This is a genomic window from Scandinavium sp., from assembly GCF_036271055.1.
GTDB lineage: Bacteria > Pseudomonadota > Gammaproteobacteria > Enterobacterales > Enterobacteriaceae > Scandinavium.
Genome location: NZ_DATBBJ010000081.1, coordinates 17,465 through 42,106 on the forward strand (window position 1 = coordinate 17,465; position 24,642 = coordinate 42,106).

General features: G+C 53.4%; 25 protein-coding genes. 7 read left to right on the plus strand and 18 right to left on the minus strand.

The genetic code is table 11. The features are described from left to right. Positions 1-11: 11 nt before the first annotated feature. From VH187_RS18345 to VH187_RS18380, 8 genes are all read right to left on the minus strand, one after another. Entirely contained in the window at positions 12-305 is a 294-nt protein-coding gene (locus VH187_RS18345; RefSeq protein ID WP_329702887.1) for a YqjK-like family protein, read from the minus strand. Next, positions 298-696, minus strand: coding sequence for a phage holin family protein (locus VH187_RS18350; RefSeq protein WP_329702888.1), 399 nt, complete (start codon positions 694-696; stop codon positions 298-300). Before VH187_RS18350 ends, VH187_RS18345 begins: the two co-directional genes overlap by 8 nt. A 2-nt stretch (positions 697-698) precedes the next feature. Beyond that, positions 699-1,004, minus strand: coding sequence for an ElaB/YgaM/YqjD family protein (locus tag VH187_RS18355; protein WP_329702889.1), 306 nt, complete (start codon positions 1,002-1,004; stop codon positions 699-701). A 37-nt stretch (positions 1,005-1,041) separates the two neighbouring features. After that, on the minus strand, positions 1,042-1,410 hold the full coding sequence (locus VH187_RS18360) for a DUF1090 domain-containing protein (RefSeq protein WP_329702890.1): 369 nt from the start codon (positions 1,408-1,410) through the stop codon (positions 1,042-1,044). A 150-nt stretch (positions 1,411-1,560) separates the two neighbouring features. After that, positions 1,561-1,947: an EnvZ/OmpR regulon moderator MzrA gene (mzrA, locus tag VH187_RS18365; RefSeq protein WP_329702891.1), complete on the minus strand. Its 387-nt coding sequence runs from the start codon at positions 1,945-1,947 to the stop codon at positions 1,561-1,563. Next, complete coding sequence (gene yqjA, locus VH187_RS18370; protein ID WP_329702892.1) at positions 1,947-2,612, minus strand: DedA family general envelope maintenance protein YqjA; 666 nt, start codon at positions 2,610-2,612, stop codon at positions 1,947-1,949. The genes mzrA and yqjA overlap by 1 nt, the downstream gene beginning before the upstream one ends. A 316-nt stretch (positions 2,613-2,928) precedes the next feature. Beyond that, positions 2,929-3,696 carry a transcriptional regulator ExuR gene (exuR, locus tag VH187_RS18375; RefSeq protein ID WP_329702893.1) on the minus strand — a complete coding sequence of 256 codons (768 nt, stop codon included), beginning with the start codon at positions 3,694-3,696 and terminating at the stop codon, positions 2,929-2,931. Between the two features lie 119 nt (positions 3,697-3,815). Beyond that, the gene (locus VH187_RS18380; protein WP_329702894.1) at positions 3,816-5,111 is read right to left on the minus strand and encodes an MFS transporter; all 1,296 of its coding nucleotides are present in this window, start codon (positions 5,109-5,111) and stop codon (positions 3,816-3,818) included. 466 nt (positions 5,112-5,577) lie between these two features. On the opposite strand from VH187_RS18380, the gene uxaC reads away from it, so the two are divergent. Both uxaC and VH187_RS18390 read left to right on the plus strand, forming a co-directional pair. Continuing rightward, positions 5,578-6,990: a glucuronate isomerase gene (gene uxaC / locus VH187_RS18385; RefSeq protein ID WP_329702895.1), complete on the plus strand. Its 1,413-nt coding sequence runs from the start codon at positions 5,578-5,580 to the stop codon at positions 6,988-6,990. A 24-nt stretch (positions 6,991-7,014) separates the two neighbouring features. Continuing rightward, complete coding sequence (locus VH187_RS18390) at positions 7,015-8,502, plus strand: UxaA family hydrolase (protein ID WP_329702896.1); 1,488 nt, start codon at positions 7,015-7,017, stop codon at positions 8,500-8,502. Positions 8,503-8,585: 83 nt separating this feature from the next. Here the strand turns inward: VH187_RS18390 and sstT are convergent, their stop codons facing one another. From sstT to VH187_RS18410, 4 genes are all read right to left on the minus strand, one after another. Then, entirely contained in the window at positions 8,586-9,830 is a 1,245-nt protein-coding gene (gene sstT, locus VH187_RS18395) for a serine/threonine transporter SstT (RefSeq protein WP_329702897.1), read from the minus strand. Positions 9,831-10,055: 225 nt separating this feature from the next. Then, positions 10,056-11,024, minus strand: coding sequence for a TerC family protein (locus VH187_RS18400; protein ID WP_329702898.1), 969 nt, complete (start codon positions 11,022-11,024; stop codon positions 10,056-10,058). Between the two features lie 267 nt (positions 11,025-11,291). After that, positions 11,292-12,290, minus strand: a complete 999-nt coding sequence (locus tag VH187_RS18405; protein WP_329702899.1) for a Gfo/Idh/MocA family protein — start codon at positions 12,288-12,290, stop codon at positions 11,292-11,294. A 72-nt stretch (positions 12,291-12,362) separates the two neighbouring features. Next, positions 12,363-12,863, minus strand: a complete 501-nt coding sequence (locus VH187_RS18410; RefSeq protein WP_329702900.1) for a M48 metallopeptidase family protein — start codon at positions 12,861-12,863, stop codon at positions 12,363-12,365. 85 nt (positions 12,864-12,948) lie between these two features. On the opposite strand from VH187_RS18410, the gene rlmG reads away from it, so the two are divergent. The 3 genes from rlmG to VH187_RS18425 all read left to right on the plus strand — a co-directional run bounded on the left by rlmG (position 12,949) and on the right by VH187_RS18425 (position 15,010). Next, entirely contained in the window at positions 12,949-14,085 is a 1,137-nt protein-coding gene (gene rlmG / locus VH187_RS18415; RefSeq protein ID WP_329702901.1) for a 23S rRNA (guanine(1835)-N(2))-methyltransferase RlmG, read from the plus strand. A 206-nt stretch (positions 14,086-14,291) separates the two neighbouring features. Then, a complete protein-coding gene (locus tag VH187_RS18420) occupies positions 14,292-14,618 on the plus strand; it encodes a type II toxin-antitoxin system HigB family toxin (protein ID WP_329702902.1) in 327 nt (108 codons plus the stop codon). Continuing rightward, positions 14,597-15,010, plus strand: coding sequence for a helix-turn-helix domain-containing protein (locus tag VH187_RS18425; RefSeq protein WP_329702903.1), 414 nt, complete (start codon positions 14,597-14,599; stop codon positions 15,008-15,010). The genes VH187_RS18420 and VH187_RS18425 overlap by 22 nt, the downstream gene beginning before the upstream one ends. 32 nt (positions 15,011-15,042) lie before the next feature. Here the strand turns inward: VH187_RS18425 and VH187_RS18430 are convergent, their stop codons facing one another. The 4 genes from VH187_RS18430 to VH187_RS18445 form a co-directional block, all read right to left on the minus strand. Then, positions 15,043-17,064, minus strand: a complete 2,022-nt coding sequence (locus VH187_RS18430) for an NADPH-dependent 2,4-dienoyl-CoA reductase (protein ID WP_329702904.1) — start codon at positions 17,062-17,064, stop codon at positions 15,043-15,045. 110 nt (positions 17,065-17,174) lie between these two features. After that, positions 17,175-18,479 carry an ATP-binding protein gene (locus VH187_RS18435; protein ID WP_329702905.1) on the minus strand — a complete coding sequence of 435 codons (1,305 nt, stop codon included), beginning with the start codon at positions 18,477-18,479 and terminating at the stop codon, positions 17,175-17,177. Then, complete coding sequence (locus VH187_RS18440; protein ID WP_329702906.1) at positions 18,476-19,216, minus strand: response regulator; 741 nt, start codon at positions 19,214-19,216, stop codon at positions 18,476-18,478. Before VH187_RS18440 ends, VH187_RS18435 begins: the two co-directional genes overlap by 4 nt. A 49-nt stretch (positions 19,217-19,265) precedes the next feature. After that, a complete protein-coding gene (locus tag VH187_RS18445; protein WP_329702907.1) occupies positions 19,266-20,255 on the minus strand; it encodes an alpha/beta fold hydrolase in 990 nt (329 codons plus the stop codon). A 407-nt stretch (positions 20,256-20,662) separates the two neighbouring features. Here VH187_RS18445 and VH187_RS18450 point away from each other — a divergent pair, with 407 nt between their 5' ends. Together VH187_RS18450 and VH187_RS18455 are read left to right on the plus strand one after the other, a co-directional pair. After that, positions 20,663-21,517, plus strand: coding sequence for a YPO3983 family protein (locus tag VH187_RS18450; protein WP_329702908.1), 855 nt, complete (start codon positions 20,663-20,665; stop codon positions 21,515-21,517). A 2-nt stretch (positions 21,518-21,519) separates the two neighbouring features. Beyond that, positions 21,520-21,987 carry a DUF943 family protein gene (locus VH187_RS18455; protein WP_329702909.1) on the plus strand — a complete coding sequence of 156 codons (468 nt, stop codon included), beginning with the start codon at positions 21,520-21,522 and terminating at the stop codon, positions 21,985-21,987. Between the two features lie 69 nt (positions 21,988-22,056). Here VH187_RS18455 and lsrK read toward each other — a convergent pair whose 3' ends face one another. Both lsrK and lsrR read right to left on the minus strand, forming a co-directional pair. After that, positions 22,057-23,631 (minus strand): autoinducer-2 kinase, encoded by a 1,575-nt coding sequence (gene lsrK, locus VH187_RS18460; RefSeq protein WP_329702910.1) that lies wholly within the window; start codon positions 23,629-23,631, stop codon positions 22,057-22,059. Positions 23,632-23,668: 37 nt separating this feature from the next. Next, positions 23,669-24,640: a transcriptional regulator LsrR gene (lsrR, locus tag VH187_RS18465; RefSeq protein ID WP_329702911.1), complete on the minus strand. Its 972-nt coding sequence runs from the start codon at positions 24,638-24,640 to the stop codon at positions 23,669-23,671. Positions 24,641-24,642: the final 2 nt, after the last annotated feature.

The following is a 24,642-nucleotide window of genomic DNA, read 5'->3' on the forward strand; positions in this document are numbered from 1 at the left end:
CTAAGCAAAGCTTAGCGTTGTTGATTGCGCAGCGTGCTTTTCACCAATCGCCACGCGCTCCAGGCACCAAAGCCGCGACGGGCCCAGCGCACCAGAAAGCGGGGATGGCGTACCGACCAGATAGCCATCACGCTGCTGCCAACCAGCGCCCATGAGCGCAGGCTGAGCAAGGTATTCCAGCCGCGATCATAAACGCCAGTGGCCTCATGCCAGTCACGACGACTGGCAGACAGGTCAAGCCGTTGCTGTTGGATTTGGCTCAGCAGATACGCTTTACGTTTGTGCAACTCAAGTTTGCTACTCACGCTCGTCGTCCTCAAGCAGTGCCCGATCGTTCGCCAGCTCATTACGGGTATGACGCATAAACGTCGACCGTTTCGCCTTAACCATCGTCCAGATACCGCCGATAAGTGCCAGCAATAGCAATACAGCAGTGGTGGCAATCATAGCGTCCAGGCGGTACTGAGGATCGATGGCCCAGATAATCAGGACCATCAGACTCATTAACCCGAACGCCGCAAACAGCATGGTCAGGCCGAGCATCAGCAGCATCTGGAAGAGATTAGCTTTCTCCTCTTCCAGTTCGACCACCGCCAGCCGCAGACGGGTTTCCACCATCTCGACCATAATGGTGACAATCCGCTGGCCAATGCCAAATACGCTTTTACCCGGCCCGTGTTGATGTGAGTCAGCCATAATTAACGACGCGTCAGCAGCACACCCAGCACCAGCCCAACGGCTGCACCGATACCTACGCCAGTCCATGGATTATCACGCACATATTCGTCAGCACGCGCTGCGGCTTCACGAGTTTGTTTGGCAATAGCATCGCTGGTTTCACCCAGGCGATAGCGGCTATCTTTCAGCGCACGTTCTGCTTTGCTGCGCAGTTTGCCCAGCTCTTCTTTTGATTTATCTGAGGAGGAATTCAGCACCTCTTCCAGGGTATCCGCCAGGGATTTCAGTTCGTTACGCAGATTTTCTGAGGTGGTATCTTTTGACATGATGTTCTCCAGTGTAAGGCGTTAGACTTCCATTGATTCAATAGTCACGAGACTCCAGCGCTTTCAGTTGCTCCTGCGCTTCATCGAGCTTGTGTTCACGTTTACTGATTTTTTCCGCATCGCCTTTGGCTTTGGCCTCATTGAGACTGTGGCGACGCTCAGTGATTTCATCTTTCTGGTGGGCGATTTTCTTTTGATGATCGGCGCGAAGTTTTTTGTCGCTACAGTTGTCTTTCACTTCGCGTAACGCTTTGTTCAGACCATCAATGCGGCTTTGGTTTTTGTGTTTCTCGGCGTAGTGAATTTCACGCTGAATGTCCTGTTCTTTTTCCTGACACGGCGTGGTGGCAAACGCGCCAGCACTCAAAGTGACGAGGCCCAAAGCCAGAAAAGTGCGGTATTTCATAGGTGAAACCTTCCATTGTGTTGTGGGCAATGTCAAGTCTTGCCCCACCCAGTCGATGAAATGATAAGAGTGACTTCCGCTTACTCAATGATAGTAAGTAAACACCAAATCACCAAAGCCTGTGAAAAGATTCAGAATCCTGGAAGGCGGTTAACCGAACCGATGTGGGGTGTCACGGAGGCGGGAAAGCCATTGCGGGGTCAGTGAGTCTTCGTCATCCTGAAGCGCAATGATGTAACCGTGGGGCAGCGTACGATCCAGTACTGCTTTGGCGGCAGCGCTCTGGTCGCTGGATTCAAATTTAATGACTAAGGTGTCATTCTGCGGCGTGATGCTCTTGAAACGGATGCCGTTGGCATCCAGATGATGCCAGACGGAAAACCCATCCGGCATACTGATATTTGAATTCACCGCACGAATGGCCAGCGATGACTCTCGTTGCTGAAGCGCTGCCCAAAACCAGAGCAGGGCGCACAGCATGAGTAGTGCGCCGAGGCTGAGCGTGAAACGGCGAAAGGTGATATTCCGGAATCCCATTATTCGCTCCGGTTACCGTATTTTTTCTTCAGCAGGACGAACACGGAACCCAGGAGGCCGAACACCAGCAGCACCACCGGCAGCAGCATCAGACAGGACATCAGCGCATCTTCATATTTCAGGAAGACAGGCGTTTTCCCCAGCAGATAACCCAATGATGTGAGAATCAGCACCCACAGCAGGCCGCTCATCCAGTTGAAAAACTGGAAACGGGCGCTGCTGAGGCCAGAAAGGCCCGCGATGGTCGGCAACAGCGTTCGCACAAAGGCGATGAAACGCCCGACCAGCAGAGCGGATAACCCGTGTTTATGGAACAAATGATGCGCGCGCTGGTGATAATGGGCGGGCAGATGCGACAGCCAGTTTTGCACGATGCGCGTATTCCCGAGCCAGCGGCCCTGGATGTAGCTCAGCCAGCAGCCGAGACTGGCCGCAGTCGTCAGCAGCAGCAGCGTTTGCGGGAAGCCCATCGCCCCTTTAGCAATTAAGACACCGACCAGCACCAGAAGGCTGTCGCCCGGTAAAAAGGCGGCAGGCAGCAATCCGTTCTCAAGGAACAAGATCATAAATAAAACGAAGTAGAGCATGCCTATCATGGAGGGGTTGGCAAGGGTTTCGAAATCCTGGCTCCACAAAGCATTAAGTAATTGAGTTAACAGTTCCATTCACGATTCCTGGTACATCGATTAATGTCACGCCTGAACGCGTTATTCTGCCGGACGTCAGTAGTTATTGATTGATTATGGACGCTGGCAACACGTTCCGAACTTTTCCATGTTTCATGCGAATTGGAAGAGTCCAATCCGCCCACGACAAAATGCATCTAAGTGTAACAAAGGCACGGGTTATACGTCACAGAAATTGCAGATTGTTGCACAGTGATTTTTACTGTTTAGGGCGGGGAGGGCGAGGGATTTTACACAGGCTGACATAATAGTGAGTTTGCTTACCCTCAGCGCCGTGCTAAGGGTAAGGAAAGTCTTATTTCGCGGCGGTATCGAGATGAACGACTGGATTTTCGGCAAATAAGTAGCGGTCAGCGTTGAATTCAAAATCATCGCTGGTTTCGTTAAACAGCATCAATTTGGTGTTTTCAAGATGCTGCCACATCGCCAGTTTTGCCCCGTGCGGATCTTTGCGGATCAAGGCTTTGAGGATTTGATCGTGATCGTCGCACCAGTTGTCGACCGTGCGCAGATCAATATGGTCATGCAGTTTTTTCCAGTACGGGTTATGCACGCGCTGGGTCCACATCTTTTCGACAATGGCGGCCAGTGCCGTGTTTTGCGTTGCCAGTGCGACCTGTACGTGGAATTGCAAATCCCACTCGGAGTCACGGAAGCACTTCTCTTTACGCGCTTTTTCCTGGATTTCCATCAGCTTCATGATGTCCTGCTTGGTGACCTGAGTCGCTGCGAATTCGGCGATATTACTTTCGATAAGCTGACGGGCCTGAAGCAGTTCGAATGGGCCGTAATTGGCAAATTCGAGGGATTCATCCGGAACGGTGTTGTGTTTGGCGGTGCTGGAAATCACATGAATGCCGGAGCCTTTACGCACTTCAACGTAGCCTTCAACTTCCAGCATAATGATGGCTTCACGGACAACCGTGCGGCTGACGCTTTTCTCATCGGCAATAAAACGTTCCGCAGGCAGTTTGTCGCCCACAAGATAAACGCCTTGCTCAATGCGATTTTTCAGCTCAGCGGCAAGCTGTTGATATAAACGGCGGGGTTCCGTGATTTCCATCTGCGCTCCAGGCAACGTACGGCATGAGAGATTTGTTATACCACTTTTATGGAAAACTCTCCACTTTCTTCACGGCAAAAAGCCGCCCGAAGGCGGCTTCATCGCAGGTGTGATAAGGCTTAGCTCTGCGTTGCCGTGCCGCCGATGGTCTGTGCGTTTTCGGCTGCCGGTTTGTTTTGCAGCACGGTCCAGATGACCACTGCGCCCAGTAGGTCGAACACTGCCAGCACCGCAAACAGCGGGCTGAAGCCAAGGGTATCTGCCAGCGCACCAACGACCAGAGCAAACAGGGTGCTCGCGGTCCAGGCCGCCATGCCGGTCAGACCGTTAGCGGTTGCGACTTCATTACGACCAAACACGTCGGAAGAGAGCGTAATCAGCGCGCCGGACAGTGACTGGTGAGCAAAACCGCCGACGCACAGCAGGGCAATCGCGACATACGGACTTGTGAACAGGCCAATCATGCCAGGGCCAATCATCAGAAGGGCGCCCATGGTCACCACTAATTTACGCGAAACAATCAGGTTCACGCCGAACTTACGCTGGAACAGCGGGGGTAAATAGCCGCCAACGATACAGCCGAGGTCAGCGAACAGCATCGGCATCCAGGCAAACATCGCGATGTGTTTCAGGTCAAAGCCATAGACTTTAAACATGAACAGTGGGATCCAGGCGTTGAACGTACCCCAGGCCGGTTCTGCCAGGAAGCGTGGCAGCGCAATGCCCCAGAACTGGCGGTTACGGATAATCTGCCAGGCAGACATTTTCTTGCCGTTGTCGGTCTGATGCTGTGCTTCCTGACCGCCGATGATGTAATCACGCTCTTCATCGGTAAGTTTTTTCTGGTCACGTGGATGCTTGTAGAAAATCAGCCACGCCATCGCCCATGCGAAGCTCAGCACGCCGGAGATGACGAACGCCATTTGCCAGCTGTGCATCACAATCGCCCACACGACCAGTGGCGGCGCAATCATGCCGCCAATGGAAGAACCAACGTTGAAGTAGCCGACGGCAACCGAACGCTCTTTCGCCGGGAACCACTCGGAGCTGGCCTTCAGACCTGCCGGGATCATCGCGGCTTCTGCTGCACCGACCGCGCCACGCGCCACGGCCAGTCCACCCCAACTGCCTGCCAACGCTGTTGCGCCGCAGAACACAGCCCAAAGGACCGCGAACATTGCGTAACCGACTTTGGTGCCGAGCAAATCAAGAACGTAGCCTGCAACAGGCTGCATGACGGTATAAGCCGCTGAATAAGCCGCGATAATATAAGAATATTGCTGGGTGGAAATATGCAGTTCCTGCATAAGGGTTGGCGCGGCGGCAGCCACGGTGTTACGAGTGAGGTAACCGAGCACGGTGCCTAACGTCACCAGTGCGATCATGTACCAACGTAACCCTTTAATTTTACGCATCTAAAACCTCGTCATTTTGTATTATCCGCGCACCGCGCGGTCATCTTCCTCGGCGGAGGGAGGATGTTTAAGTAACGGGGGGCGTAACAGATAACCTGTAACGGCCCGAACCTTGCCATCAGTAATCCTGCTAATTCGGTATCCGTACCGGTAATTCCGATGACTGAATCATCGGTAATGCATTCCGTCGGCTGATAGGTTGCGACGGGGCAAACGATAACTTGTCATACAACTTTAAAAGGTGAGAACCGTCACAAATGCTGGAATAACCGTAGGGTCTTTATCCCAGGCGTGCAAAGCCTGAGTCTATGCGGCTTAGCGCGTTGTTTACTTCTTTCTGGTTACTTTTTTTGTCCGTTTTTATTGATCTGACTCACGAAAAATTTTTCGGTGACAGGGAATTGGTGTGATAACTTTGCGTCATTGCAGTTAAGCATCTGACGCACTCTTAACGAGGAAGACGATAATGACGCCGTTTATGACCGAAGATTTCCTGCTCGACACCGAATTTGCTCGCCGTCTGTATCACGACTACGCCAAAGACCAGCCGATTTTCGACTACCACTGCCACCTTCCGCCGCAGCAGGTTGCCGAAAATTATCGGTTTAAAAACCTGTATGACATCTGGCTGAAAGGCGACCACTATAAATGGCGTGCGATGCGCACCAACGGCGTGGCTGAGCGTCTGTGTACCGGCGACGCATCCGACCGTGAAAAATTTGATGCGTGGGCGGCGACCGTGCCGCACACCATCGGGAACCCGCTGTATCACTGGACGCATCTCGAACTGCGCCGTCCGTTTGGCATCACCGGCAAATTACTGTCGCCGTCGACGGCCGATGAGATCTGGAACCAGTGCAACGATCTGCTGGCGCAGGATCAGTTTTCCGCGCGTGGGATCATGAAGCAGATGAATGTGAAGATGGTCGGTACGACTGACGATCCGATCGATTCCCTGGAACATCACGCGATCGTCGCCAAAGACACCAGTTTCGACGTAAAAGTGCTGCCGAGCTGGCGTCCGGATAAGGCGTTCAATATTGAGCAGGCAACCTTTAACGATTACATCGCGAAGCTCGGCGAAGTGTCGGATACCGACATTCGTCGTTTCAGCGATCTGCAAACTGCGCTGGGCCGCCGTCTGGATCACTTTGCGGCCCACGGCTGTAAAGTGTCGGATCATGCGCTGGACGTGGTGCTGTTTGCCGATGCCACCGACGCAGAGCTGGACGCTATTCTGGCGCGTCGCCTGTCCGGTGAAGCGCTAAGCGAGCGTGAAGTGGCGCAGTTCAAAACGGCTGTGCTGGTATGGCTTGGCGGTGAATATGCTCGTCGCGGTTGGGTACAGCAGTACCACATTGGTGCGCTGCGCAATAACAACCAACGCCAGTTCAAACTGATTGGCGCTGATGTCGGTTTTGACTCGATCAACGACCGTCCGCTGGCGGAAGAGTTGTCGAAACTGCTGAGCAAACAGAACGAAGAAAACCTGCTGCCGAAAACCATTCTCTACTGCCTGAACCCGCGCGATAACGAAGTGCTGGGTACGATGATCGGCAACTTCCAGGGCGAAGGGATGCCGGGCAAAATGCAGTTCGGTTCCGGCTGGTGGTTCAACGATCAGAAAGACGGCATGGAACGTCAGATGACCCAACTGGCGCAGCTCGGCCTGTTGAGCCGCTTTGTCGGCATGCTGACCGACAGCCGCAGCTTCCTGTCTTATACCCGTCATGAATATTTCCGCCGCATTCTGTGCCAGATGATCGGCCGTTGGGTGGCGGCGGGTGAAGCACCTGCGGATATCCAACTGCTGGGCGAGATGGTGAAAAACATCTGCTTTAACAATGCGCGTGACTACTTCGCCATTGAACTGAACTAATACCGGGCATTAAGGTTGGTTGATATGCAATACATCAAAATCCATTCGCTGGACAACGTAGTCGTCGCGCTGGCTGATATCGCGGCGGGGCAGGAAGTGACCGTGGAAGGTCAGACAGTACGACTGTTGTCCGATGTCGTGCGCGGGCATAAATTTGCGCTTTGCGCGATTGCGAAGGGCGAAAACGTCGTCAAATATGGTCTGCCGATTGGTCATGCGCTGGCGGACATTGCGCCAGGGGAACATATTCATTCCCACAATACGCGGACCAATCTCAGCGATTTGGACGAGTACAGCTATCAACCGGATCTTCATACCGAACTGAGTCAGGCGGGCGATCGTGACGTACAACTCTATCGCCGTGCGAACGGTGAAGTGGGCGTGCGTAATGAATTGTGGATCCTGCCGACGGTCGGCTGCGTAAACGGCATTGCGCGTCAAATTCAGAACCGTTTTCTGAAAGAGACTAACGATGCCGAAGGCACCGACGGCGTGTTCCTGTTCAGCCACACCTACGGGTGTTCACAGCTCGGCGACGATCACATCAACACCCGCACCATGCTGCAAAACATGGTGCGTCACCCGAATGCCGGGGCCGTGTTGGTGATTGGCCTCGGTTGTGAAAACAATCAGGTCGATGTTTTCCGTGAAACGCTGGGTGAATTCGATGCTGACCGCGTGCAGTTCATGATTTGTCAGAAGCAGGACGATGAAGTGGAGGCGGGTCTGGAGCAACTGCATCAGCTTTATGAAGTCATGCGTCACGACAAACGTGAGCCGGGCAAGCTTAGCGAACTAAAATTTGGCCTCGAATGCGGCGGCTCGGATGGTTTGTCCGGGATAACCGCTAACCCAATGCTCGGGCGTTTCTCCGACTATGTGATTGGCAACGGCGGCACGACAGTGTTGACGGAAGTGCCGGAGATGTTTGGCGCAGAGCAGATTTTAATGAGCCATTGCCGCGACGAAGCCACGTTTGAGAAGACGGTCACGATGGTGAACGATTTCAAACAGTACTTCATCGCGCATAACCAGCCGATTTACGAGAATCCCTCGCCGGGCAACAAGGCGGGCGGGATCACTACGTTGGAAGAGAAATCGCTCGGCTGTACGCAGAAAGCGGGTTCCAGCCAGGTGGTTGACGTATTGCGCTACGGCGAGCGTCTGAAAACCCACGGTCTGAATCTGCTGAGCGCACCGGGTAATGATGCCATTGCGACCAGCGCACTGGCCGGAGCGGGCTGTCATATGGTGCTGTTCAGTACCGGACGCGGCACACCGTATGGCGGTTTTGTGCCAACGGTGAAAATCGCCACCAACAGCGAACTGGCGGCGAAGAAAAAACACTGGATAGACTTCGATGCCGGGCAGTTAATCCACGGCAAAGCGATGCCGGAACTGCTGACCGAATTCGTCGATGCCATCGTCGAGTTCGCCAACGGCAAGCAAACCTGCAACGAAAAGAATGACTTCCGCGAACTGGCGCTGTTTAAATCTGGCGTCACGCTCTAAAGCTTTAAAACAAAAACGGCGCTTCATAATCTGAAGCGCCGTTTCTTTTTGTGTCATCCACTCGGAAGCGGAAGGGGCAAAGATTAGCTTCGCAGCGCGTCTTTTGCCAGGCGCTCATCGTCAGCCAGACAGGCTGCGGCGGTGAACAACACGTCGGTAGAGGAGTTCAGCGCGGTTTCGCAGGAGTCCTGCAACACACCGATGATAAAGCCAACAGCAACCACCTGCATCGCCACATCGTTCGGGATACCGAACATGTTACACGCCAATGGGATCAGCAGCAGAGAACCACCCGCCACGCCCGATGCGCCACAAGCGCACAGGGCCGCAACAACGCTCAGCAGCAGCGCGGTTGGCAGGTCGACCGGAATACCTAACGTATTCACTGCCGCCAGTGTCAGCACGGTGATGGTGATCGCCGCACCCGCCATATTGATGGTCGCACCCAACGGAATCGAAACGGAATAGGTATCGCGATCCAGGTTCAGTTTCTCAGCCAGTGCCATGTTCACAGGGATGTTGGCCGCAGAACTACGAGTAAAGAAGGCATACACGCCACTTTCACGCAGACACATCAGTACCAGCGGATACGGGTTACGGCGAATTTTCCAGAATACCAGCAGCGGGTTAACCACCAGCGCCACCAGCAGCATACAACCCACCAACACCACCAGCAGATGCGCGTAGCTCCACAGTGTTTCAAAACCGGTCGTTGCGAGCGTGGACGACACCAGACCGAAAATCCCGATTGGCGCGAAGCGAATGACCACTCTCACCATAAAGGTGACAGCGTTGGAGACATCGTTCACCAGATTTTTGGTGGACTCGTTACCGTGACGCAGCGCAAAGCCCAGACCCACGGCCCACACCAGAATCCCGATGTAATTGGCATTCAGCAGTGCGTCGATGGGGTTGGCGACCATGCTCATCAGCAGGCCACGCAATACTTCAACGATGCCTGATGGCGGCGTGATATCGCCCGCAGCGCTGCTCAGGTGCAGCGTTGAAGGGAACAAGAAACTAAACAGCACAGCAGTCAGCGCGGCGGAGAAAGTTCCCAGCAGATACAGGAACAGGATCGGGCGAATACTGGTTTTTTGTCCGTGTTGGTGGTTGGCAATGGACGCCATAACCAGCATCAGTACCAGTACCGGAGCGACCGCTTTCAGCGCGCCGACGAACAGAGTACCGAACAGGCCAACGGCCTCGGCGGCTGGTTTAGAGATCCAGGCCAGTAAAACACCCAGAACCAGGCCCACCAGAATTTGTTTTACCAGGCTGCCACCAGCGAGACGCTGGAATAAGCCAGAGGGGCGTTGTGTCGTCATTAAACTCTTCCTTCAGTCGTAATGTGGTTCCATCCCGGCGGCTCTTTCGGTCGCAGTTAACAGGATGTAACAAATGTTTGCATGGTTGAGTATAAGGATGTTCAGGCTTCAGGGAAGGGGAAGATGCTGATTATTTCGTCCATGTCTTATTTTTTAACTGTCACATAACAGTTAATTGACATAAACCACAAAAAAAAGACCCGGACATGCCGGGTCGTATGACAATTAGTTCTCTATTTTCTTTTTATCATGCTGATGATTGACCCACATATTAATCAGCAGCGTCACCACCAGAATGCCAAATACCACGCCCAGCGAAATAGCGATTGGGATATGGAAGAAGTCGATAATCAGCATTTTGATACCGATAAACACCAGGATAATCGACAAGCCGTATTTGAGCATCGAGAAGCGCTCTGCCACGCCCGCCAGCAGGAAATACATCGCACGCAGGCCGAGGATCGCAAACAGGTTCGACGTCAGGACGATGAACGGATCGGTGGTCACCGCGAAGATAGCCGGAATGCTGTCTACCGCGAAAATCACATCACTCAGTTCAACTAAAATCAGCACCAGCAGCAGCGGCGTGGCGTACAGCAGGCCATTCTTACGCACGAAGAAGTGTTCGTTTTCGATTTTATCGGTCATGCGCAGATGGCTGCGGATCCAACGCACCAGCGGTTTGTCGCCAATCCCGCCGTCGTCTTCTTTCGCCAGCGCCATTTTGATACCGGTGAACAGCAGGAACGCGCCGAACACGTACAGCAACCACTCAAACTGCGAGATAAGCCAGCTACCGGTGAAGATCATGATCGTACGCAGCACAATCGCGCCCAATACGCCGTAAATCAGCACCCGACGTTGCAACGCCGCAGGCACAGCAAAGTAGCTAAACAGCATTAACCAAACGAAGACGTTATCGACTGCCAGCGCTTTCTCAATCAGATAACCGGTGAGGAACGCCATTGCCTGCGGGTCTGCCACCGCACGACCCTGTGTCTGCGCGAGATACCACCAGAACGCGAGATTAAACAGCAATGACAGCGTAACCCACACCAGCGACCAACTCGCCGCCTGTTTCATGGTCATGGTTTGCGCGCCACGACGGCCTTGCAGCAGTAAATCGATCGCCAACATAATGACGACCACAACAGCAAATCCGCCCCAAAGTAACGGTGTGCCGACAGTATTCATAATCTATCCCTTAAGCAAAAAAAACGGCTAACGTCCAAAAGACGATAGCCGTTGCAGGATTTTTTGCTCGGACCTCGCCTTTCGGCAAGGTCTCACTTACAACAGGAAAGAAATCAGTAACGAATCTCTTTCCTGTTGCCCGGCGACCGGATGCTTTCGCACCGTAATGACGATCCACCGGCTAACAAGTTACTCCCCTTTGCGTGTGTCAAAATATTACAGGCCATTGATGGCGTCAATGGCCCATAACCATTGTTTTACACAGCTTTACGCGGGAAGCGTCTCGTTAACGCCATCTGCCGGGAACACGACACCGGTTTGACGCCGAATTTCGGTCGACAGTTTCGCGGTAATACGGCTCACCGTCAGCCCTGGATGATTAACTTCGTTCTCTTCCACCAGACGCGCAAAGAGTTCAGCTTCATACAGCATGGTATTGATGTGCTGCGGCTGAGTCAGATCCTGCGCTTTGCCGCCGCGCGGTACGAACGACACTTTCTGGCATTCGGAGATTTTTTCGATAACCAACGAGCCTTCTTCGCCCTGAATTTCACTCGGCAGGACAGAATCGCTGACTTTGGAATGCTGCAGCGTTACGCTGAAATCGCCGTAATCCAGCACCACCACGCCATGGGCATCCACGCCGCTCTCCAGCAGAGCAGCGCTCGCGTTAACACTGTGCGGCTCGCCCCACAGGGCCACCGCTGAGGCGAGGCAATAGAAACCGATATCCATAATCGATCCATTAGAGAACGCAGGATTAAAGGTGTTTGGGTTTTCACCGTCGAGATAACGCTGATAGCGCGATGAATACTGGCAGTAGTTAATCAGCGCTTTACGCACCTTGCCGACTTTGCTCAGCGACTGCTGCAACTGCAGGAAATTCGGCAGGCTGGCGGTTTTGAACGCTTCGAACAGCACCACCTGATTTTCACGCGCCAGCGCAATGGCGGCTTCCACTTCGCAAATATTCGACGCCAGTGGCTTCTCGCAAATCACATGCTTTTTATGGCTCAGGAACAGTTTGGTTTGCGGGAAGTGCAGGGAGTTCGGGCTGGCAATATACACCGCATCAATGGCATCGCTTTGCGCCATCTCTTCAAGCGAAGTGAAGAGATGTTCAACCAGATAATCGTTAGCGAAAGCCTGGGCTTGCTCAAGACTGCGGGAATAAACGGCGGTTAATTTATAGTTGCCGGTTTCATGGGCGGCATCGACAAACTGGCGAGTGATCCAGTTTGTGCCAATGACTGCGAAACGTATCATGAGAATTAACGTACTCCGAAGAAGGGGCCTTTTGCCACTTTAGCACGCCATGATGACAAAACCAGTGCGCACTCACGCAGAACCCGGCAGCGAAAGCGCCGTCAGCCACAGGCGGGTATCAAACTCTAACTGGTGATACTGCGGTTCCATATGACAGCACAGCTGATAGAACGCTTTGTTGTGATCTTTCTCTTTCAGGTGTGCCAGTTCATGCACCACGATCATCCGCAGAAAGGCTTCCGGCGACTGGCGAAACACGGTCGCCACGCGAATTTCCGCTTTGGCTTTGAGCTTGCCGCCCTGAATACGGGAAATCGCTGTGTGTAAACCCAACGCATTTTTCAGCACGTGGATTTTGTTGTCGAATGCCACTTTGTTGATCGGCGGGGCGCTCCGCATATAGCGGTTTTTCAGGCTTTGCGTGAATTCCCACAGCGCTTTATCGTTAGTAATGTCGTGCTTCTCGGGATAGCGCTTTTGCAGCACCTCGCCAAGGCGCTGCTCGGCAATCAGGGTGCGAACCTGAGCGAGAAGATGCTCGGGATAACCGCTTAAATACGTCAGTTCGCTCATGCTTGTCTCGAATTGCGGGAAAAAAGGGTATACTCACGCACCCCGAAAAGGGGACACCACCGAATTTTACCATCCAGGAGGGCCGATGAGCCAATCAGACAACGGTTTTCGTTCACTGAATTTAAAACGTTTCCCGGAAACGGACGACGTTAGCCCGCTGCAAGCGTGGGAAGCGGCAGATGAATATCTGCTGCAACAGTTGGACGGCACTGACATCAGCGGCCCGGTCCTCGTCTTTAACGACACCTTTGGCGCACTGGCCTGCGCGCTGGCAGAGTACCAACCGTACAGCATCGGCGATTCGTACTTAAGTGAGCTCGCAACGCGCGAAAACTTGCGCCACAACGATATCGCAGAAAACAGCGTCACCTTCCGCGATAGCACAGGTGAATATCCGCAGGAACCTGCGGTTGTATTGATCAAAATCCCGAAAACGCTGGCACTGCTTGAACAGCAACTGCGCGCATTACGTGCTGTGGCGACACCGGAAACACGCATTATCGCGGGTGCAAAAACGCGTGATATCCACAACTCGACGATTGAACTGTTCGAGAAAATTCTCGGTCCGACCACCACTACGCTGGCGTGGAAAAAATCGCGTCTGATTAACAGCACTTTCAGCGCGCCTGCTCTGAAAGACGTCGATCAAGTGATCAGCTGGCCGCTGGAAGGCACCGACTGGACCATCCACAACCACGCGAACGTTTTCTCACGCACTGGGCTGGATATCGGCGCGCGCTTCTTTATGGAGCATCTGCCGAAAGATTTGGAAGGCGAGATCGTTGATCTCGGTTGCGGCAATGGTGTGATTGGCCTGAGCCTGCTGGAACGTAACCCGCTGGCGAATGTGGTCTTTGTGGATGAATCGCCAATGGCGGTCAGTTCGAGCCGTCTGAATGTTGAAACCAACATGCCAGAAGCGCTCGACCGCTGCGAATTCATGATCAACAACGCGTTGTCAGGTGTAGAGCCGTTCCGCTTCAACGCGATATTGTGTAACCCGCCATTCCATCAGCAGCACGCGCTGACCGATAACATCGCATGGGAAATGTTCCACCATGCCCGTCGTTGCCTGAAAATCAACGGGGAACTGGTGATCGTCGCCAACCGCCACCTCGACTATTTCCACAAACTGAAGAAGATTTTTGGTAACTGCACCACCGTCGCCACCAACCAAAAGTTTGTGATCCTCAAAGCAGTGAAGTTAGGGCGTACTCGCTAGTTTTAATGCCCGGCGGCGTAATAGCCTGTCGGGCCATTTTTTGGAATGCTGCTCGCAACGCGTTAATTTATAGTCATTAAATCCGCTTCTCCTCTGGTCTCTCTTCCCCTTTTTACCGTAATTTCTTCCTGGAATGCTGGCGAATGAAAGTTGCCATTATGGCAACTTTGTTCATTGCCTAACCACATTATCAGGGATATGATGAAATGCACTTGCTAACGCTTAAGGCCTCTGCGAAGAAATTTCCCCAGCACGAACAGGAGTTACTGGCGTTAGGTTCGCTGGTTTCCAAAGGTTATTTTAAAGGTCCAGATAATCTCAGGGCCGTGTTTTCAACCCTGGATAATTTCAAGTACCTTGATAAATATTACGTGATTAATCTGGGACATAACGAACTTCGCCTGGTCGCGCTTATCTTTTTTGAAAGCCAGAAATTTTATGTTCGTCATGTTTTTACGCACAAAGAATACGATTCATTCACAGCGATTCACCGAAGGAAAAGGAAAAACAAATGGTTATTGCTGACATTCTGAAGGCTGGCGAAGTGCTGGCATCTACAGCTCCCTTTCTGCTCGCGATACAAAACGCAGAGCAGCACGAAGAAGCGCTTGAATTTGTGGAATACCTTCTTCTTAACGATCCTGATCATCCATTGTTAGATATAGCCTGCAACAGCATCGCGGTTTATGAAAAATCGGCGCCGGAATTTGCAGAATTTTTGGCTCTAATGAATTCTATGCCCAGTGGCGTTGCCATGCTCCATACCCTGATTAACCAGTATCAACTGACGCTCTCCGATTTCCCGGAAATCGGCAGTAAATCGATGGTCTCCCGCGTGCTGAATGGCAAACGTAAATTAACTCTCGAACATGCCAAAAAATTGTCAAAACGCTTCGGGATTTCCCCCGCCATGTTTATTGACTGACACCTCTGCATTGGAGATGCCAGCCGTTTGGCTCAAATCTCCAGCGCCAGCTTCGTTCCCTGCGCGATAGCCCGACGCGCATCCAGCTCCATCGCCACATCACAGCCACCAATCAGATGCACCGGTTTTCCCGAGGCAAGTAGCGAATCAGCTAAATCGCGGCGCGGTTCTTGTCCGGCGCACAGAATCACATGATCCACCGCCAACAGTTGCGGTTCGCCACCGATCGTTACGTGCAGTCCTTCGTCGTCGATTTTCTCGTAGCTAACGGATGGATACATTTTCACGCCGCGAGCGAGCAGGGTAGTGCGATGGATCCAGCCAGTGGTTTTGCCGAGCCCTTCGCCTGGCTTGCTGGCCTTACGCTGAAGCATCACAATCTGTCGCGGGCTTTTCTCCAATTGCGGCCCTTCCGGACGCAGCCCGCCATGCAGTTGCAGACTGGTGTCGATCCCCCATTCCACGCAAAACTCGGCGATGTTTTGGCTGGTGGCCTCACCGGGTTGGCTTAAATACATCGCGGTATCAAAACCGATCCCACCGCAGCCAATAATCGCCACTTTCTGTCCGACGGGCGTTTTATCGCGCAGTACATCAAGATAATTCAGTACCTTAGGATGAGAAATGCCGTCGATATCAGGCATGCGCGGTTCAATGCCGGTCGCGAGGATCGTTTCGTCAAACTCAGCCAAATGTTCCGCATTTACAAAACGATTGAGTTCCAGCTTCACGCCGTGCAGGTCGATCATCCGGCGGTAATACCGGAGGGTTTCGTAAAACTCTTCTTTGCCGGGGATCTGTTTGGCGATATTGAATTGACCGCCGATTTCCCCTGCCGCATCGAACAGCGTGACCTGATGTCCACGTGCGGCGGCGTTGACTGCAAACGCCAGTCCGGCCGGGCCTGCACCCACAACCGCCAGGTTTTTCTTCTGTGATGTCGCCGTAATCGGCATTTGTGTTTCATGGCAGGCGCGTGGGTTCACCAGACAGGACGTCACTTTGCCGACAAAAATCTGATCGAGGCAAGCCTGGTTACAGCCGATACAGGTGTTGATCTCGTCCGCTCGTCCGCTTTGCGCTTTCGACAACAGTTCAGCATCAGCAAGGAAAGGGCGCGCCATCGACACCATATCCGCATCGCCGCGCGCGAGGATCTCGTCTGCGACCAGCGGATCGTTAATGCGGTTGGTGGTGACCAGCGGGATCGTCACTTTGCCTTTCAGCTTGCGTGTCACCCAGCTGAATGCCCCGCGCGGCACTGGCGTCGCGATGGTCGGGATCCGCGCTTCATGCCAGCCAATGCCAGTGTTGATGATCGTCGCCCCGGCTTTTTCGATGGCCTGCGCCAGTTCAACGGTTTCATCGAAATTGCCACCGCCCTCAACTAAATCGAGCATCGACAGGCGATAGATAATGATAAATTCCTCGCCCACGCGTTCGCGTACAGCACGCACTACTTCCAAGGCGAAACGCATTCTGCGCGGCCAGTCGCCACCCCACTGATCGTGGCGCTGGTTGGTGCGAGCGGCGAGAAACTCGTTAATCAAATAACCTTCCGAACCCATCACTTCCACGCCGTCATAGCCCGCTTCCCGCGCCAACAGCGCACACTGAGCGAAGTCGTCGATCAGCACCAGAATTTCGTCGTGTGTCAGGGCGTGCGGTGTGAAACGGTTAATTGGAGCCTGCAGTGCTGACGGCGCAACCGGGCGCGGCTGATAGCTGTAGCGCCCGGTATGCAGAATTTGTAGCGCGATTTTGCCACCTTCTTTATGCACCGCCTCTGTAATAGGACGGTGGTGCGCCAGTTGAGTTGCATCGTTAAGTACCGCGCCGCCTTCCATCGTGACGCCCGACAGCGCCGGGGCCACGCCGCCAGTGACAATCAACGCCACGCCGTGACGGGCACGTTCGGCATAAAACGCTGCCAGCCGCTCGGTGCCGTCCGGCCGTTCCTCCAGACCGGTATGCATCGAACCCATCAGGACGCGGTTTTTCAGCGTGGTAAAGCCCAGGTCGAGCGGGGCGAATAACGACGGGTAGTGGCTCATAATCGCTTCCAGTATGTAAATTTATTGTTATGTGGTCGGATGAGTTACTAATTTAGCGTTCGTGAGGAAAAAGGGAAAAGGGGCGTGCGTTGATTGTGATGGGGGTCAAATTACGTGATCGGCAAAGTGACGCTGACCGACAAACCGCCTTCTGGACGGTTGGCTAATACCAGTCGTCCGCCCAGTTGCGCGACGAGCTGTGCAGCGATCGCCAGCCCGAGTCCGGTGCCGCCGGTTGTGCGATTACGTGAGTTTTCGATTCGATAAAAGGGCTGTAGTACGGCTTCCAGTTCGGCTTCCGGGATCCCTTGCCCATTATCGCAGAGGGTGATTTGCACGGCATCGGGCGAAGGCTGCGTGAGTGACAAATCAGCGTTACCGCCATATTTCAAAGCGTTATCCAGCAGATTGCTGAGTACCCGCCGCAGAGCGTGTGGGCGGGTTGAAACAGCAAGTGAGGGAACATCGTTATGGAATGTCACGGCGTGCCCAACATCGAGATAATCACAGGCGAGGCTGTCGAGAAAGGCGGGCAGCGCAATGCGCTGGCGGGGTTCTTCCAGTCGGTCAGATGAACGGGCATAAGCGATCCCTTCCCGCACAAGCTGCGTCATGGTGTCGAGATCCTGCATCAATTTTTCACCCATTACCGCATCATCGGCCATTTCAACTCTCAGCTTCATGCGCGTAATCGGCGTTTGCAGATCGTGAGAGATAGCCGCCAGAATCTGCGCGCGCTCTTTCAGATGCCCCTGAATTCTGTCCTGCATCGCATTAAAGGCACGCGCAGCCTGCCGGACTTCGTGAGGGCCTTGCTCGGGAAGAATATGGGCTTCGCCAGCCGCGGGTTGTAACTCCTCCACTGCGCGCGTGAAGCGGGTGAAAGGCCGGATAACCATTCGTACCGCCAGCCAGGCGCAAAGCAGCACCAGGAACAGCTGAATGATTAATACCACGGGCAGCCAACGGGCAACCGGCGGCATGTGGGGAATTAAATCCAGCGTTAACGGCGCGCCGTCGTGAAGCGTAATATGGGCCTGAATATGCGATATCGGGCCTGGAACGGCGGTGAAATGCAACGGATATTGATTGGCGAGTGTGTCGGTTAAAGAACGGATGGCATCACGGGAGCGTTTATCCGTGGGCGGTACGCCCGCTTCCCCTGTTCCCAATTCATAACGATAATTCCCGCGCGCCAGTTTCGGCAGCCATGCCGCACGTTCTTCGGCGGGCAACCTGTTGAGGATCGCCACGCTGGTGGCGACGTCATATTCGAGATTCCCCAGCATCACGTTGCGCACGCTATTGGTGCGTTCAAGCATCACCAGTGACAGACTCAGGCTATTTGCCAGTAAGAGCCCAGCCAGCACCACAATGCTCAGTCTGGCGAGAAGCGAGCGGGGCCACAGTCTCATTCACGTAACGCTTTAATCGTTACCGGCATCGATAACACGTAGCCTTCGCTGCGCACGGTCTTGATGTATGCCGGAGTGCGTGCGTCGTCGTTGAGGCGCTGGCGCACACGGCTTATCAGCAAGTCAATTGAACGTTCAAACAATTCGGCATCGCGGCCCTGCGTGAGATTCAACAGTTGATCGCGCGTCAACACCCGCTGTGGGTGATCGAGAAACACGCGCAATAGCCGATATTCCGCGCCGCTCAGCGCGACCAGCGTGCCGTCGTTGTCGATCAGTTGGCGTGTCACGGTATCCAGCTCCCAGTCACCAAATGCTATCAGCCGTCCAGCTTCCGTGACCTGTAAATTCGGCGGCATAGTGCGAAAACGGCGCAGAATCGCTTTGATCCTCGCCAACAGCTCGCGCGCGACAAACGGTTTAACAACGTAATCATCAGCGCCCATTTCCAGGCCGAGGATCCGGTCGGTATCGTCACTGCGCGCGGTCAGCATCAGGATCGGTAAATCCTTATGCTCACTGCTGCGCAGTTGGCGACACAGCGTCAGGCCATCGTCGCCAGGCATCATCACGTCGAGTACCACTAAGTCCACATGCTGTTTATCCAGCGCGGCGCGCATCTCCTTGCCGTTCGCCGCCCCGTTGGCACGGTAGCCGGATTTCAGCAGGTAGTCGACGACCAGCTCGCGGATATCGCGATCGTCGTCGACCACCAGGATATGGTCGATGTGATCCAACGGAAGCTCCTGATGTGAAGAGGGAAGGGCAGGAAAAAGCATAGCTGCTTTACTGCGCCAGCGCGTCAGCATCGGCGACCGCTTTGGCAAATTCCTGCGGGGCTTCCTGCGGCGGGTTATGACCGATGTGACCGCTGAAGGTCAGATGCTGATATTTGCCTGTAAATTTAGCGGCATAGACTTTTGGATCCGGATGCGGTGCGCCGTTTTCATCACCTTCGATGGTAATAGTGGGCACGCTGATGGCGGGCAGTTTCGCCAGTTTTTGCTCGTAAGCGCTGTATTTAGCTTCACCTTTTTCCAGCCCCTGACGCCAGCGATAGTTACTGAGGGTAACCGCGACGTGGTCTGGGTTATCCAGCGCTTTGGCGCTGGCATCAAAGGTGGCATCGCTGAATTTCCAGCCTGGTGACGCCTGCTGCCAGATGAGTTTGGCAAAGTCGTGTGTGTTTTGCGCATAGCCCGCAGCTCCACGCGGAGTCGCAAAGTAGAACTGATACCACCACTGCTGCTCCGCTTTCGGCGGCAGCGGTTTTTCGCCGATTTGCTGACTGCTGATCAGATAACCGCTGACCGATACCAGCGCTTTCACCCGCTGCGGCCACAGCGCGGCAACGATGTCAGCGGTACGTGCGCCCCAGTCGTAGCCTGCGAACACCGCCTGTTTGATATTCAGCGCATCCATCAAATCTACGACATCTTTCGCCAATGCAGACGGCTGACCGTTGCGTGGCGTCGTCGCGGAGATAAAGCGAGTGCTGCCAAAACCGCGCAGATCCGGCACGATCACCCGGTAGCCTTGACGAGCCAACTGAGGGGCGACTTCGTCAAAACTGTGCGCATCATACGGCCAGCCGTGCAGCAGGATCACCGGTTGACCCTCTTTTGGTCCAATGTCGACATAGCCGACGTTTAGCACACCTGCATTAATGTGCTGCTGATGATTGAAATCAAAAGTGTTCGCTTCGGCCTGACAGGCCGCCACGGTGGAGAGAGATAAAGCCACAACCAGCGATGAAGTCGTCAATTTGTTGAACATGATGTTAGCTCCGCGAGGTGTTTGAGTTGACGAGGTCATTTCATCACCGCCATGTATAGAGCATGTGTTCAGAATGCGGAATTTTGCATGAGAGTGTGTGCGAAGCGACAAGAGATACATTGCGATACAAAGTGGCTGGGGAGACTTGATGGCCTGCCCTGAAGAGAGGGAAGGGGTGAATCGAGGTCTTTTTACATTTTGCGCATCTTTAACGTTAGCGGGAATGAAGAGAGTCTTAGATATGACGGGGATACAAAATCAGCTTACAATTATGATGGCTCTACATGTGTCAGCGTAGTGTAGGGAAAATAATGGAGAATGTGATCCCGTATTTGTTTTTTATATAGCGAACTGTCTAAAGTGACACCGAATTATTACCACTCATAACTATTCATGGAGAGAATGTTATGCAAAACAATATGTTGTTATCAATGTATTTGCCTTGTACAGTCTTTGAAACAAAGCATAAATTTAATGATACAGAAGCTGATGATATGCAATTCGGCGATATGGATGAGCAGCAACTGCGAACGCTTGGTTTGGATGATATATCTGCCAAAGTGGATCCCTATAACCTGATCTGTTACGACCATCCTAAACCTCAAGATTATAGTGTATTTGATAATAACTTTTATCACCAATCCGTTCGAGGCAGAAAAATCAGCCATGAGGAGTGCGTGCATATTTTATTTGATGAAATGAAAGAGCTTTCCAGCATGTTTTCTTTCTGGGGGGAGTACTCATATCTTATAGGTGAGATGATTGATCATCTTCATAATGGAAACGGTTCTTCGTTCTCAAACGGTACATTAAATTTAGCATTCAAACGTTTAGTTCAGGAGCGTGGCATTGATAGCCCCTTATCAATTATAACAAACAATATTGATATCGAGTTTGGCAAGAGAATGAGTCTGGAGAGACAGGTAAATCTGCTAGATAGAATTAAACGAGAGTTATTTAAGTCGAGGCTTCCAAAATTTAACAGAGCCACAGATCGGTTTAATGGCCTAGGTATCACGATTCATGATGTGAATTCTCAGAGAATAAAAATTATAAGCATCCATAAGCATGCTATGGGGTGGGATGCATGGGTTCAATTTGATGCACAGGACCATTTCGGCCTGGATGTTGTTGATATTCGTAATCCGCTATATCGGAATTTTAGATTTTTCCGTATATGGTTTTTTCTTCAGCGGCATCGAGATTTTGCATTCAAACCTTTTTTTACAAATTTCAATGCTAGCATCATGGTTAAAGGATAAACATGACTAAGAAACGGAAGGGGATTATTTCATTCGCCGTTGTTATCATGGTTTGTATCGCTCTATACATTTTATGGTCACAGCGTCCGGTCAAGGTGCTGTATATAGATTCCTATAAAGGAGTAATGTTTGATATTGTTGTTGATCATTTGCCTTGGTTAGACAGGGATCGGATTAACTGGTTTTTAACACATAGGGAAGAGCTTGAAAAAAATCACCCGACGCTAAAGGGAAATATTTATGAAATAACTTTTTTAGATGTTGGAGCGGGATTTATGAGCTTACGTGAAAATCCACACGAGGATTTACTCTGCTTTGACACGATAAAGGAGGAGAAAAACTGTATTGAGAAAAATACACTTTTGGTCGTCCATTTTTATAATCACGGCGTTACTGATTTTGATATTGGGTATGGTGGGCCAGCCTACCAGAAAATCGGTAATGGAAAAATTGAACGCAAACCTGATTAATTGTCGCGGCGCTTTCTCATTCAGCAGGACAAAAATAACGACCTGCTGAATATACCGTTAACGAATATATCACCCTTGTTTATGTAGCCCCGGCGCCTGCCACATCGATGTCGTAAGCCCGCTGTCGACCAGTCCCAATTGATCGGCGTACACCGCCTGCCATTTGGCTTTCATTCCGTCGTACAGCTCCCGGTGTTCGCGGTTCGGCGTAAAGACCCGACTCCAGCTCACCAGTTTTTCGCCTGCGCTCGCCATGTCGGCATAGAGTCCGGCTCCTGCACCTGCCGCAATTGCACAACCCAACGCAGTGGCTTCTTTCACTTCCGGCACGCGCACCGGCAGCCCGGTTACGTCGCTTAAAATTTGGCTCCACAACGCGCCTTTTGAGCCGCCGCCCGCAAACACCAGGCTGTCGAATTTCACGCCGGAAAACTGCGAAATCTGCGTCAGATTGCAGGCCGAAACAATCGCCGCGTTCTCTTCCAGCGCGCGGAACAGCGTGGCTTTATTGCATTTTTCCGGGTCGATGGAGAGATTAATAAACGACGGGGCGGCGTGATACCACTGTTTGAAATGCATCGCGTCGGAGAAAATCGGCATCACGCCGTGAGAGCCCGCTGGAACGCGGCTCGCCATCTCTTCCAGCAGCGCGTAGGTGTCGGTGCCGAGACGCTCGGCAATCAGTTTTTCTTCGGCGCAAAACGCGTCACGGAACCAGCGCATTGTCAGCCCGGTAAAGAAGCTGATCGACTCGGCCTGCACCATGCCGGGAATGACATGCGGGTTTACGCGAATATTCATTTCCGGATCGGTGCGCACCTGCGGCAGATTCACGACTTGCTGCCAGAACGTCCCGCCCAGTATCGCGGTTTGCCCTGGACGCACCACGCCTAATCCCAGACAGCCAAGCTGTACGTCACCGCCGCCCATCACCACGGGTGTACCAACGCGCAGGCCGCATTGCTGCGCCGCTTCCTGAGTGACGGCCCCCAGAACGGTGCCTGTTTCTTTTACCGGGGAGAGAATATCGGCGCGCAGCCCAGCCATGTCCAGCAGCGCCGGACGCCAGTCGCGGCTGAACAAATCGAGCATGCCAGTGGTGCCTGCATTAGACGGATCCACCGCCAGCTCGCCGGAAAGTTTTGCCGCCAGCCAGTCGCTGATCATGGTGATAGTGGCGGCCTTGCGATAAATATCAGGGCGATGATGGGCGAGCCACAACAGGCGCGGCATTGCGGAGAGGGCCAGTGTCTGGCCGGACACTTCATACACTTCGGATTCAAAATGGTTGTCGTGGATCTCTTTCAGCTCAGACACTTCACGGCTGGCGCGCGCATCGACGTTGGCGCAGGCCCAGATGGCATCGCCATTGCGGTCATAAAGTACGATACCTTCGCGCATCGAACAGCAGGCGACGGACTGAATATCGGCGGCGTTCAGGTGTGCGCGTTCCAGCGCCTGATGAATGCACTGGCAGGCGAGCTGCCAGTTGGTATGCAGGTCAAATTCCATAGAACCGGGGACATTCTCGACGCTAAGATGTTTCCATTCCGCCTGACCCACGGCTATCTGATGGCCAGCCAGGTCAAAAATCACCGCCCGAATACTGCCGGTCCCGGCATCTAACGCTAAAAGGTAACTCATGACGTGCGCCTCGCTGTTGTCGCGCGGCGCGCGGCGGTTATCCCGCCAGCGACAGCACCGCGCGTGCTGTTGTCTCTTCCGTTACCAGGCCGTTAATACGTTTGCCGATGAGGGCGGCATAAATGGCCTGCGCTTTTTCTTCTCCCCCGGCGACGCCGACGATGGTTGGCAGTTGTGCCAGTTCGTCTAAGGTCACGCCAAGCAATTCGCTATGGATTTCAAGACCTTCCACCCGTTTCCCGTCCGCTTGCAGGAAATAGCCGAGAATATCGCCAACGGCCCCTTTGCGGGCGTACATCAATTGTTCCCCTTCGCTGATATAGCCCGAGCGTAGGATTGTCGCGTCGCGGCGTTGATCGATAGCGCCAATCCCGACGACGGCGGCATCGGCAGCACCTGCCGCGAGGATAACGTCGCGCACGCTGGATTCACGTTTCAGGATCTCTGCCACGTCTGAGGACGACACCCGCAGCGGAGCCGGGATCATGCTGACGCTGCATGCCGCATCCAGTTGCCCAATACCGGTCATGTACGGCCCCACGCCACCGGAAAGCGTCACTAGCCGAATCTGTTGCGAGCCGATAAAGCCGCTTAGGTGTTGAATGCAGCTCATGGTCGCCTCGCCAAAACCGACCGCCAGCAGCTGACCCGGCTCGAGTACGCCCATCAGTGATTGCGCCGCGCCGACACCTAACCGGACGTTCATCGGCGGCGTGTTCAGAGCGGGCAGCACTCGGGCGATTTTCAGGCCAAAACGCTGCTGAAGCTCGGTTTCCAGCGCTAAACAGCCTTCGTAGCGGGAGTTGATCTGCACGCGGATCACTCCCGACTGACGCCCTTTTTCCAGCAGACGTGAAATTTTGAGGCGCGGCAGGCCGAGCCGTTCGCCGATATCGTTTTGGGTCAGACCGTCGTGGTAATAGCACCACGCCACACGTGCCACCAGCTCTTCCTCCGCCAGCGCCAGTCCGGCGAAGCGGCTCTCTTCCGTAATGCGTTTTTCGCTCATAA